The sequence below is a fragment of the Anaerohalosphaera lusitana genome, assembly GCF_002007645.1.
Taxonomy (GTDB): domain Bacteria; phylum Planctomycetota; class Phycisphaerae; order Sedimentisphaerales; family Anaerohalosphaeraceae; genus Anaerohalosphaera; species Anaerohalosphaera lusitana.
In genome coordinates this window covers 1822091-1834584 of record NZ_CP019791.1, presented here as the reverse complement: position 1 = coordinate 1834584, position 12494 = coordinate 1822091, and the positions used below count along the sequence as shown (strand labels likewise).

Annotated in this window: 8 protein-coding genes; 5 read left to right on the top strand and 3 right to left on the bottom strand. The window is 53.3% G+C overall.

The annotated features are described in order from the left end of the window. The first annotated feature begins 82 nt into the window (after positions 1-82). From STSP2_RS07595 to dapF, 4 genes are all read left to right on the top strand, one after another. Positions 83-505, top strand: a complete 423-nt coding sequence (locus tag STSP2_RS07595; protein WP_146661391.1) for a hypothetical protein — start codon at positions 83-85, stop codon at positions 503-505. 56 nt (positions 506-561) lie between these two features. Next, entirely contained in the window at positions 562-1407 is an 846-nt protein-coding gene (locus STSP2_RS07590; protein WP_146661389.1) for a MinD/ParA family protein, read from the top strand. 150 nt (positions 1408-1557) lie between these two features. Beyond that, complete coding sequence (locus STSP2_RS07585) at positions 1558-2340, top strand: FliA/WhiG family RNA polymerase sigma factor (protein ID WP_146661387.1); 783 nt, start codon at positions 1558-1560, stop codon at positions 2338-2340. 274 nt (positions 2341-2614) lie between these two features. Next, positions 2615-3493, top strand: coding sequence for a diaminopimelate epimerase (dapF, locus tag STSP2_RS07580; RefSeq protein WP_146661385.1), 879 nt, complete (start codon positions 2615-2617; stop codon positions 3491-3493). 607 nt (positions 3494-4100) lie between these two features. Here the strand turns inward: dapF and STSP2_RS07575 are convergent. After that, positions 4101-5063 carry an SEL1-like repeat protein gene (locus STSP2_RS07575; protein ID WP_146661383.1) on the bottom strand — a complete coding sequence of 321 codons (963 nt, stop codon included), beginning with the start codon at positions 5061-5063 and terminating at the stop codon, positions 4101-4103. A gap of 6 nt (positions 5064-5069) precedes the next feature. Further along, a complete protein-coding gene (locus STSP2_RS07570; protein WP_146661381.1) occupies positions 5070-5462 on the bottom strand; it encodes a hypothetical protein in 393 nt (130 codons plus the stop codon). A gap of 172 nt (positions 5463-5634) precedes the next feature. Between STSP2_RS07570 and STSP2_RS07565 the strand changes: the two genes are divergently transcribed. After that, positions 5635-6777 carry a radical SAM protein gene (locus STSP2_RS07565; RefSeq protein WP_146661379.1) on the top strand — a complete coding sequence of 381 codons (1143 nt, stop codon included), beginning with the start codon at positions 5635-5637 and terminating at the stop codon, positions 6775-6777. A gap of 291 nt (positions 6778-7068) precedes the next feature. On the opposite strand, the gene STSP2_RS07560 is transcribed toward STSP2_RS07565, so the two are convergent. Continuing rightward, complete coding sequence (locus STSP2_RS07560; protein WP_146661377.1) at positions 7069-12360, bottom strand: GLUG motif-containing protein; 5292 nt, start codon at positions 12358-12360, stop codon at positions 7069-7071. Positions 12361-12494: the final 134 nt, after the last annotated feature.

The window sequence follows — 12494 nt, the reverse complement described above, 5'->3', positions numbered from 1 at the left end:
ATCCCTGTTATCGGCCCCAAAAGAGAAAAAATTGAAAAATAATAAGAGACAGGAAAAAGATTTTTAGACGGCAGTTAAGACAATGAACCTCAAACCGGCCATACAAGACAATGTCACTGATATCCTGGTAAAGATCATTGAATTCACCAGGCGTCGTGACGAGGTTCTCAGGCACAACGTACTCGCGGTTAACGATGAGTCGTTTGAGCCCAGAGACCTCGATGTGGACGGTTTTGCGGATCTTATGGCGTTTGCAATGTCCGAGCATGTGAGCAACAATCGGCTTGTTTTCAGTGATAACCAGACAATAAGATTCTGCGGCGGCGGACGGTTCGAGACCGAGGCCGTGGTGGACAGGCAAGCAAAAAAGCTCTTTGAAAATGACATAAGTAAGTACCTCAAACAACAGATGAAGAAGATCTCCGAGAATATGCTTAACAGAAAAGTCGCGGAGGAATTGCTCCGACATAAGGAGCAGCGACAGGCGACTGTTAAGCAGCTCTGAGACGACAGCCCGGATTTGACTGCTTTGCAGGACGCGAGGGAAGAAGGAAGAATAATTTGACGGATGAGAATACGAAAAAACTGGAAGAGGTAATGTCCGAGCAAAGCGTCAGAGGAAAAGTTCTCGCGGTAACCAGCGGCAAAGGCGGTGTCGGTAAGACCAATATCGTCGCAAATCTGTCGATCTGCCTGGCAGTGTCGGGTAAGAAGGTTGTCGCGATGGATGCTGATCTGGGGCTTGGCAATCTGGATGTGGTGATGGACATTAGCTGCAAGAGCAACCTGGGACACGTCATAAGCGGGCAGAAGAGCCTGGAAGAGATCATCCAGGTTGGGCCCGGCGGCGTTGATGTGATCTGCGGCGGGTCGGGCATCGAGGAGCTGGCGAATCTCAATAAGTTCCAGAGGCAGAGGCTGCTGGAGGAGCTGGACGGGATCCAGAAGAATTCAGATCTGATCATCATCGACAACGGAGCCGGGATAAGCAGCTCGGTAGTGAGTTTCTGCCTGGCGGCGGATCATACGCTGGTTGTAACTACGCCGGAGCCGTCTGCGATGACGGACGCATATGCGATGATAAAGGTACTTGCGGCACACGATTATGATGGACGTATCAGCCTGGTAGTTAATATGGCGAGGTCAGTGAGTGAAGGTAAGCGGGTTTACCGGCAGATATCCGACGTTGCCATGCGTTTCCTGGATATACCTGTTTATGAAGCAGGTGTTCTGTGCAGGACGGACAAGCTGGTCTCAGCGGTCAGGAAGCGAAAGCCGGTTGTGCTGGCTTACCCGAGGTCAGGCATTACGTCATCGATAGGCGCCATGGCGGCAAGGTTGTCGCGAGGCGCAGCGGTAAAAACCAAGGAAGGTTTTTTCAAACGAGTAGCGAATTTATTCAGCTAAACCCGGTTTGATCAATGGCCGATAGGTAAGGGCCTTAGCAGAGGCACATTTTTGGGCTGGAAGGCCAGGAATCAAGGCGGCCAGTCGCGGTTATCGGACGCAGGCGGACCAGCGGGAAGAAAATTTGGTAAAAAACACGGAGGTTTCACAATGAAAACAGCTCAAGCCCAAGACATCGGCCAGATTTGGCAGAGCTTCTTTGAAACGCATGACGAACAATATCGCAACCTCCTGATGGAAAACTATCTGCGGATAGTGAAGTATACAGCGGACAGGATCTATGCGAAGCTGCCGGACAAGGTTGAGGTTGATGACCTTGTCAGTGCGGGCATATTCGGATTGATGGATGCGATAGATGCATTCGATCCTGAGCGAGGGGTTAAGTTCGAGACATATTGCACTCCAAGAATACGCGGGGCGATCCTCGATGAGCTTAGAAGCATGGACTGGGTGCCGAGACTTGTTCGGGCGAGGGCGCATCAGTTGGAAGGCGCATTGAGTACGCTGGAAGCCCACCTGGGACGCATGCCTACCGAGACGGAGATCGCGAACGAACTGCAGCTTGACATGACGGAATTCAAGAGACTGCAGCGAGATGCTTATGCGACGGGAGTCGTTTCTTTGAGCACGAACTTTTCGGATTCCGAGGGTGACAAGGACGTCCGCGAGATTGACGTGATCAAGGACAAGAAGAGTTCGGATCCGCTGGTCGAGGCGCAGAAGCGGGATCTTAAGAATCTGCTGACTAAAGGGCTTACGCGTGCCGAGCGGCTGATCATCATTCTTTATTACTATGAAGAGATGACGATGAAGGAAATCGGCGCGACTCTGGATCTGAGTGAGTCACGTGTGAGCCAGATGCATTCTTCGATCATCGCAAGGCTGAAGGCGCAGATGAACACACGCAAGAAAGAGTTTTCCGTAGCGAAATGAGCAGTATCCAGTTTCGGGCGCGGTGCCGCCCTTCTCAAGTAAGACGGAAGTTCTCATACGGGGGGGGGGGTGAAGTTGAAATCATCTGCCTGGGGGTAATATGCGGAGCGGGTGAAGAGTTGCGGGGAAGCTGAAGCAGTATCGTTCATTTCTTGATTTTCCTGTGTTTGCGGGTATAATCCCTGTTTACCGATCTGGTGTGCGCGCATTTCTGTATGCGCGGATGACAGTCGGGACGATTTTGTGATGATAACTTTTACACCGAGGTGAGATAATGAAATTTACGAAAATGCATGGTCTTGGTAATGACTATGTCTATGTGAACTGTTTTGAAGAGAAGGTCGAGAACCCGGAAGAGGTGGCTGTGAAGATCAGCGACCGGCATTTCGGCGTCGGGGCGGACGGGCTGATCCTGATATGCCCGAGTGATGTTGCGGACGTGCGGATGCGGATGTTCAACTCGGACGGTTCGGAAGCACAGATGTGCGGCAACGGCATTCGCTGTGTTGCGAAGTACACTTTCGATCATGGGCTGGCTAGGGGCGACAGCGAGTTTTCGGTGCCGGGCCAGGAAACGTTCAAGAATTCTCTGCGTGTGGAAACTGGCAGAGGAATCCTAAAGCTGGGTCTGGCAGTAGGCGATGACGGCAAGGTCGAGAAGGTTTGCGTTAATATGGGTCAGCCGATACTCAAGGGTGAGGATATCCCGGTTGCGCTGAACCTGGACGAGGTGATCGAAGAGCCGATCGAGGTCGAGGGCGATGTATTGCGGATGACGTGTGTGGGGATGGGTAATCCGCATGCGGTATTCTTCGTTGACGAAGGCGTGAACAGTATCGTTCTTCCTAAGATCGGGCCTAAGGTCGAGAATCATGATCTGTTCCCGGAGAGAGTGAACGGGCACTGGGTCGAGGTGCATGCTCCGGATGAGTTTACGATGGTCACGTGGGAACGCGGCAGCGGGATCACGATGGCATGCGGCACGGGTGCATGTGCGTGCGGCGTTGCGGGCGTTTTGACGGGTAAGACCGAGCGTGTTACGAAGGCGCATCTGCCGGGCGGGGATCTGGAGCTGAACTGGTGCGAGGAAGATAATTGTGTGTATATGACGGGTCCTGCGACGGAAGTATTCACGGGTGAATGGCCGGAGTAGGTGGTTCGTTACGATGATGAGGCGGGTCGTTTTTGGGCGGCCCGCTTTTTTTGTGCGCGGGGGCTCGCGGCTTAGGCGCCGATTGCGTTTTGTCGGCTGCATGTGGTTTTGGTAAGCACCATGCACGTTTAATTGTCTACGTTGAGTAGATTGGTGTTGTGTACGTGCATGCGCGCACGTGGTGTTCTCTGGACCCCGGATCAAGTCCGGGGTGACAATGGGGACAAACCGTTAAGATAGGTTACAAAACAAACAGGGCAGATGGGTAACAGCGTGTTTTGCTGCTGGCGATGACAAGAAGCATGAATCACTTTGCGTTGGTTGCTTTGTGCTGAGTTCGGGGGCTTCGCAGAATAACAGTTTGGCCGCGGAAGCGTTTATGGTCATTATGCCGGCAGTGCTTAGTTTTGCGTAAAGGCGTTACCTTGCGTGGACATGGTCCACCCTACAGGTTGGCTGCATGTGGTTTTGGTCGTACCGATGTTGTTGTTAGTGAGTTCGAGGGGCGTTTTGTTCTCTTGGTCCGCCTGCGGCGGATGACAATTCTGGTTGATTTGGGCTCAGGAAGTATATTTTGTGCCGTTTACTTCAAATGTTGGCGGTTTTGTTATGTTAGATGATCCAGTTCTTTTTGGGCTAGGGGGTCGCCGTTTTGGGCGGCCTTGGTTATCCATTTGCGTGCGGTGGTTTTGTTGGGTTTTACGCCGTCGCCGTCGAGGTAGGAGAGGCCTAGGCAGTACTGGGCGAAGGGTTCGTCCTGGGCGGCGGCGAGACGATACCAGTGGACGGCTTCTTCGAGGTCGGTGTCTACGCCGATGCCGTCGTGATAGCACATGCCGAGGTAGGTCTGGCCGCGTGAGTCGTCGGCGACGGCGGCTTTGAGGAACCACTTGAAGGCGAGCGAGGAGTTTTTGCGGGTTCCCTGGCCGGTGAGGTATGCGTGGCCGACCCAGAACATCGAGCGGGGATGGCCGTTTTCGGCGGCGAGGTGGAACCATTTGAAGGCGGTTTTGATGTCCTTGCGGACGCCTTCGCCAAAGAGATAGCAGAGGCCGAGGTTGAACTGGCCGCGTTCGTTGTTCTGGTGGGCGGCCTGGCGGTACCAATTTATGGACTGGGGACGGTTTTTGCGTGTGCCGATGCCCTCCCAGAGCGAATAGGCGAGGTCGACCTGTGCGATGGAGTCGCCGGCTTTTGCTGCAACCTTGAAATGCGGTAGAGCCTTTGCGCGGTCCTGCGGGACGCCGTTGCCGTATTTGTATGCTTCGCCGATGTAGCCGTGTGCCTGGGGGTTGCCCCGGCCGGCAGCTTTTTCGAACCAGTTGAGGGCGGTTTTGTAGCTTTTGCGTGTGCCGAGTCCGTGGTAATAGCAGTGGCCGACCATGTACTGGGCCTCGGGGAGGTTCTGTTTTGCGGCGAGGCGGTAGTACTTGAGGGCTGTTTCGTGGTCCTGGGGTGCCCCCCTGCCGAAGAAGTATGCGTTTGCGAGCTCGTACTGAGCGTACATATTGCCATGGTCGGCGGTTTTTTTGAGCGATTCGATCTTTCGGTCGTTGTTTTTTTTAGCCATGTTCGATCACATCGAGAAAAGGGATTTTTCGTTTGGGTTTCCGCAATACATGCATGCCTGGTGTCGGGGTGCGATGGTTCGGCCGCAGTTGGAGCATTTGATGGGGGCGGATTTGTTTCGGCCGTCCTGTTTGCCGTCTCGGTTGTCGATCTGCCTGACCTTTGCCTGGATCATAGCGTCGGTGTAGCCGTTCTCGTCTCGCATTATTTCCCAGAGGGCCTCGCAGATGGTGAGAGTTTTGGCGAGTGCGGTTTCGAGGTGGGTTATTCGGCTGTGTGCCTGGCCGAGGTTCTGGGGCTGGGAGCTAGAGCGTGAGTTTGCACCGCCGAAGCCCGGGCCCATCATCGTGCCGTCGGTCATGTCGTCGCTGAAATCGCCGAGCATATCATCGAGTCCCACTGGTAGTTCTCCTGACTTAATTATGAATTGAGGTGGTATTATAGCACCTTTCGTGGGAGATTTCGAGGGTTAGTCGGCAGATTATTTTGAAGAGAGGGTTGCGACCCGAACATTTGTTCGGTATGGTATGGGTGTTGCAAGTTTTGCGTTTTTTCAGGGCAGGGATGCTTTTATGACGGCGATAATTTCGAGGCCGGACACTTTGAAGAAGCTGGAGATACTGAGCGCGGATGCGCAGTATGATCTGGCTTGTGCGTGCAGCGGTAAGGATGATGATAAGCGTGTGCGGGGCAGCGAGGGGAAGTGGATATACCCGGTGAGCCTGCCGAACGGGGGCAAGAGCGTGCTGTTCAAGACGCTGATGTCGAATGCGTGCGGGAACGACTGCCGGTACTGTCCGCTGCGTGAGGATATGGATCTGCGGCGGGTGAGTTTGGGGCCTGAGGAGACGGCGCGGGTGTTTATGGAGTACTGGCGGAGGGGTAAGGTTTTCGGGATGTTTCTGAGCAGCGGGGTTTGCGGGTCGCCGGACGCGACGATGGATCGGCTGAATGCGACTGCGAAGATACTGCGGGCCAAGCACGGATTTCGGGGGTTTATTCATTTGAAGGTGATACCGGGGGCGAGTGCGGGGGCGATACGTGAGGCGGTGAGTTTGGCGAGTGCGGTTTCGCTGAATATCGAGACGCCGGGTGCGGGGAAGCTGGCGAAGCTGTCGGGGAAGAAGGACTTTATGCGGGATATCGTCGAACCGATAAAGATGATCAGCAGGCTGACGGCGAAGGGGGAGCGGTACGCGAGGGTGAAGCAGACGACGCAGTTTATCGTGGGGGCGGCTGGGGAGAGCGATGCGGAGATCGTGAAGTATATGGGCGGGATGTATGATCGGCTGAAAATGCATCGGATATTTTTCAGTGCGTACCAGAAGGGGCTGGGGCATGAGGCGATGCCGGGGGAGCAGGCGGAGGTGCAGCGTGCGGAGGATACGTTTACGCGGGAGCATCGGCTTTATCAGGTGGATTTTCTGCTGCGGAAGTATGGGTTTAAGGATGAGGATATTGTGTACGGTGAGGGCGGGCAGTTGTCGCTGGATGCGGATCCGAAGGAGGTGTGGGCGGAGGCGCATCCGGAGTTTTTCCCGCTGGACGTTAACCGGGCGAGGCGGAAGGATCTTCTGCGTGTGCCGGGGTTGGGGCCTGTGACGGTGCGGCGGATCATGAAGATGCGGAAGGAGGGGAAGATCGGGCGGATCGAGGATGTTGGGAAGGTCGGAAAGCTGCTGGGCAAGGCGGAGGGGTTTTTGCGGTTTGATTGAGGGGGCGGATCGGGTTTGCTGTTGCGGCATTTGCAGTATTTGGGACGGGATAGTAGGAAGCTTTAATTGGGCCGGGGCAGAATTTAACAGCCGCGCCTCCGACGAACTATCCGTTGGGTCCATTCTCGGCGAGCTGTGAAATTATGCGGCTGGGGAATGCGGCATATATTTTGACTGTTGCTTGCTTTGGCCGGTTTCTGCAACAAGTATAAAAGCCCCCGACTTTGGGTTGCCGGGGGCTTTTGATTTATGTGATGATTACATGTGCTGGGGAGGTATCTGTTGCGGCGATCAGGTGCCGTGCTGGGGGTTGGTTAGCCAGTTGTCGGCGAAGATTATGAGGTCGTGGACGTTGATGGAGCCGTCGGGGTTGAGGTCGCAGTCGGGGTTGTAGGCGGGGTCGGTGGAGGTTGTCTGCCAGGCTGCGGCGAAGGCTGCGAAGTCGATGTTGTTGACGGCGTATGAGCCGGCGATGTCGCCTGGGGCGAGCTGCTGCCATGCGAGGAGCGGGTAGCCGTGGTTTTCGCGGATGTGCCAGTCGGCGGGGTCGCCGTCGTCGGTGGTGAAGTCCCAGCCTGGGTTGGTGAAGGTCGCAGCGGTTTGCATGTCGGCGGTGGGCAGGCCGGTAGCGAAGGCGGAGTTGGGGTCGTCGTTGCCGAGTGCGTTGGTGAGGCCTGAGGTTTCGGTGTCCCAGAAGCAGTCGGCGATGTTGGCGAGTCTATTTAATGCAACCATACCACCGATGCTGGATTCGGCGTCGACGGGTTCTACTGAGCCTGTGGAGTAACAGTTGAGGAGTTCGGTTGGGCCATCATATGTATAGAACCATTCATAGTACCAGTTGTAGCCCGCGAAGCCACCTGCATATGAGCCTTTTACGTCGCTTAGAGAATAGCTATTGCTGATCCGTGCAACATTCCAACCTACAAGTCCACCGGCAACAGGACCTTCAACTGTGCCATGCGCGAAACAGCGGTCGATCAGTCCTGTGGCGTTGTAGCCGACGAGGCCTCCGGCCATGTAGGACTCAGACGGCGACGCATAAACATCCAGAACAATATCTGCGGTGCTTTGGCAGTTTATGATCTCGCCGGTGTTTTCGCCGGCGATACCGCCGCAGAATCTGCCGGAGATCAATTTGCCGGACGCACTGCAAGACTCTATTGTGCCGTAATTCTTATTCACCAGACAACCGACACTTCCTGAATATGAGCCTTGTTGTTGGATGCCGGATGTGCAGTTAGTGATCAATCCGCTGTTTGATCCTGAAATACCGCCGGCTCGACTGGCATAGCCTTCGGCGCGACAGTCGACCACTGTTCCGTTATTTGCACCTACCATTCCTGCTACGTTTCCGGGTGCTCCTGAGAAGCTGCAGTTTTCTATGGTGCCGGCATTGATAAATGCAAAGCCAGACATACGATCGGCGTATTTTGTCAGGTAATCATGCAGGCCTAAGTTGCGGACAATGCCCTGCTCAGTAATGCCGTTGAAAAGTCCCATGTTTAAGGTGGTGTTATAGTCATCAAAAAGCAGGAATCTAAGATTATTGATAGAATGCCCGGCTCCGTCGAAAATACCTGAGAAGTCCTGATTTATGATCGCATCATGGTAGATTCGACTCCGCCTGACGGAGATGTCGGTTGTCAGGGTGAAGCAGTCGGTGTAGAGCTCTGGGTGGGCGGTGAGGTATTCGAGGTCAAGCTGGGAAGCTATGGGCCAGGGGTTTGATTGTGTGCCGTCGGCGGCGCCGGGGCCTGATGATATGTAGAGATCGACTGCGGTGCCTTTTGTGACGTACCCCCCTTCTGAGAGGGAGAGGCCTGCAGTGAGGCCGGTCGGGACGGAGATGCTTGGGACGTTCTGGGTTGAATCGACGGTCAGGGCCGCTTGGGCGAGCTTGTTTTGTGCGTCTGCCTGGGTTTGACTGAGGAGGTACGGAATACGGGTGGCGTTCGGGTTCTGGTAGTGCAGTTGGGGATAGGAACCTTCGGGGAGATACCAGCCGGGTGCGCCTGTGGTGAAGTCAGCGAGGTGCCAGTCTGCCTCGATGAATGTTTGCGCGTTCTGCATTTCGGCGGTAGTCAAACCTGTGATGCCGTCATACTGAAGACCGTCACTGACAGCAGGAATACCCGGCTGCAGTTCCGTATTCCAGAAACAATTTTCTGCACCGCCGTAAAACTCGCCGAACAATAAGCCGACTTTTTCTTCTCCAAGCACCTTAACAACACCGTAGCAATCAGTGACGCTGCCAGAGGAATTGCGAGCGACCAGACCTCCGGCCCACGTATAGCTACCAACCTGGCTAACCATCAGAATCCCAGTTGCATAAGAGTTCGAAATCTTTCCTGTACCAATTGCCGCCAAACCTCCTACCACAAACGATGATAAATATGCATCTGAATAGCAATTTTCGACTGTTCCTTTTTTCCCAATGCGATAGACCAGCCCTCCGGTTTCTTCCATGCCTGCCACGAAACTCTCTTTTATAAAACAATTTTTCAATAGGCCCTGTTCAAGCGTGATGGCTATTCCACCAGTGCGACCCCCACGGACATTTGCATGCTCAAATCCCAAATCGATCACGCGCCCTCTCTCATCCAGTGATCCGATTACGGAAAAGAAACTTGGTCCTCTGTAATTGCCGATCACATGACCGTTGCCGTCAAAAAGGCCGATTATCCCACCCAGCCCATTTTCAAAGCGTACACTGTCCATCATGATGTCTGCAGTCAGGATGCAGTTGCGAGGCGTTAGAACATTGTCTCTGATATAAGCCAGGTCCAATTGGGATGCGAGGGGCCAGGGTTTTTCCGGGCTTCCGTCGGCGTCGCCCGGGCCGGTGGAGACGTAGACTGTGATCGCAGTCGTGTTTGCGATCCGTTCGCCTTGTACCGCTGAGAGGCCCGCGACGTTGCCGGCGGGTACTGAAAGGCTGGCGACGTGCTTAACTGAATCGATGTTTATGCCTTCTGCTGTGAGGGTGTCCTGTGCGTCAGTTGAGGACAAGCCACGAACTTGAGGAACAACCAACGTGTCGGGGCGCTGATAGTGCAGTTTGGGGAGGGAGCCTGATTCGATGTACCAGCCAGGGTAGCCGCGTTCAAAATCGGATGTATACCAGTATGCCTGCTTGAAGGTTTCGGGGTCCTGCATCTGAGCAGTAGTCAGGCCTGTCACGTCGGTGTAGCCGCTTAAAGCATTGCCTATGCCGGATGCGGGTACAGATAAATCTTTGTTCCAGAAGCAACTTACACTTCCGATGCTATCCTGTTTGCCGATAAATGCGCCAACATTTAGTGAGTTCTGACCGAGGAGAACATCGGAGCTGGAAAAGGATGCCCAAATACTCCCTCGGTTATATCCTACAAAACCTGCAACTGAATCTGATGATAGGCCCGTGCGTACAGAGCCATCATAATAACAATCTTTTATGAAAGTGCCATTGTAACCGACGAGGCCACCTATATTAACAGCGTTATCACTGCCTATAACTTCAGCAGTTGAAGATGAGTACCATATGTTTGAACTGTTATCGCCAACAACTCCGCCCACGGCCTCAGATCCCTTGATTGAACCTTGCGAACTGCACGAGCTGATGCGACTCCTGTTAAGGCCACATATTCCTCCGACCATTCGTTGACTCTCTATGGTGACATTTGCGGAACAGCCATCAATAATCCCCCGATTTGAGCCGGTAATTCCGCCAACATATTGGGAGCTTGTCTCAGTTGTCACAGTGCCGGTAAAGCTGCTATTCATAATTTTACAATCACCCGACCAGAGTTCAGCATTGTAGCCAACTAGGCCGCCGATATTTGATGAATATTCATGGCCGTAGACAGTGCCATTGAACGAGCAGTTTTCTATCAAACTATCATTGTAAGATCTTCCAACCAGGCCGCCGATAAACTTTGAACCGAATACATTACCGTCGGCATTGCAATTAGTGATCCTAGCGGCACTGCTTCCAGCAAGTAAGCCGATGTCCTGAGAGTTTCCGACTGCTGAGCAGTTGACAAGATTCAGGTTTGAGACTGCTGCACTACTGAGAGACCCGAAGAGGCCGAGATCATCTTGGGCTATGCCGAATGCATTGATAGTGATGCCGTGAATGCTGCGGCCATTTCCATCAAAACTGCCACTGAAAGGAACTGAACCTTCTATATAGGGTGATATTATAGCGTTCTTGTAAGTGGTTTTATAATCAATAAAGATATCTATTTGTACTTTGAAATTGTCCGCATAAAGCTGTCGATTATCTGTAAGGTATTCGAGATCCAGTTGTGACGATATGGGCCAGGGGTTTTGCTGTGATCCATCAGCCAGTCCTTTGCCAGCAGAGATATAAAGGACTATAGCATGGTCACGATTGGCTCGGCTGCCTTCGGCAAGTGAAAGGCCGGTAACTTTTCCCTGCTCCACGGAAAGACTTGGAACGGACTGTGTGATTAAAGAGGTAAAGCCGCTCTGGCTTAGAATCGTTTGGGCCTGATTTTGTGACAGTTCTTTGACATATGGAACTGTGACGGTATCGGCCGTGTGGAAGTAAAGCTGCGGGTATTGGTCTTCAGTCATGTACCAGCCGGTGGGTCCGGATTGGGGATCGACAAGAGTCCAACCAGCGGATATAAACGTAGATGGATCCTGGAGTTCGGCGGTGGTTTTGCCTATCGCACCGCCGGAAATGCTGCCACTTGCACTTTCGCTGGGCACCTCGTAGAAACAGCCCTGAACAGTTGCATTCTGAGACACTGCAATGAAAGCATTGTTGCCGCTGGAGGCAGACTCGACTGCAGTCGTAGAGTAACAGTTGGTAACTGAACCCTTATTGATTGCTATGAATCCAGCCGCAAGATCGCCTTCGACTAGTTGGCCGGGTGCTGTGCAGCAGTCGTTAACCTGTCCAATATTATAACCTGCCAGTCCACCGGCATGGTTACCCTCGACATTTGCAGCGGCATAGCAGAAAGCAATGTTTCCCATATTTACGCCGAGCAGACCGCCAACGCCAGTACAACCGTCAGCGATTATGTCAACAGCAGAAAAGCACCTTTGTACATGACCATTTTCGTTCATACCGGCCAGAGCGCCAACATAAGAACCATCTCTATTGAGAATTATAATGCCGTGCTGCAGACCTATATCTGAAATGGCTGCAGAATCCAAGAAGCCAAACAGACCTATGTAATCAAGTCCTTTTTCCTGGGGTGTGATCACCAGCCCGTTGATGACATGGCCGTTACCATCGAAGGAACCAGTAAATTTGGTGCCTTGAAAATCGGAGGTATCTTTGTCGGTGTCCGGGGCGATTACGGCGGTTTCGTAGACTCGGCCGGTTAGGTCTATGTCGGTTTCTAGGCGGGTGTGGCCTGAGTAGTAGTTGGGGTCGGCGGCGAATTCGTCGAAGTCGGCGAGGGACTGGATGAGCCAGGGGTCGGCTTCGGTACCGCTGCCAGGCAGTGCGTGGGCGGCTGCTGAAAAAGCGGTTATGACGCAGATAATGCACAGATTACGGAAAAGTGAACGCATAATGGCCCTCTCTCGTTTTTTACTTTTTTCGGGGAGGATTTTTTCCATTCACATCTCCCTTGCACCTGCCCGAAATTGAATAGCGTAATTATACATATTTCGGCGTAAAAAGCAAGGATGTATAGCGGGAATTTGCTGTTTTGTAAACTGAAGTGTCAGAGCGAGCCGGGGCGGGGATACTG

Bases quoted from the DNA above. Each gene is read 5' to 3' on its own strand.
- STSP2_RS07575 (WP_146661383.1), bottom strand. From the start codon at position 5,063: ATGGCTAAAAAAAACAACGACCGAAAGATCGAATCGCTCAAAAAAACC.
- STSP2_RS07595 (WP_146661391.1), top strand. From the start codon at position 83: ATGAACCTCAAACCGGCCATACAAGACAATGTCACTGATATCCTGGTA.
- STSP2_RS07585 (WP_146661387.1), top strand. From the start codon at position 1,558: ATGAAAACAGCTCAAGCCCAAGACATCGGCCAGATTTGGCAGAGCTTC.
- dapF (WP_146661385.1), top strand. From the start codon at position 2,615: ATGAAATTTACGAAAATGCATGGTCTTGGTAATGACTATGTCTATGTG.
- STSP2_RS07560 (WP_146661377.1), bottom strand. From the start codon at position 12,360: ATGGAAAAAATCCTCCCCGAAAAAAGTAAAAAACGAGAGAGGGCCATT.
- STSP2_RS07565 (WP_146661379.1), top strand. From the start codon at position 5,635: ATGACGGCGATAATTTCGAGGCCGGACACTTTGAAGAAGCTGGAGATA.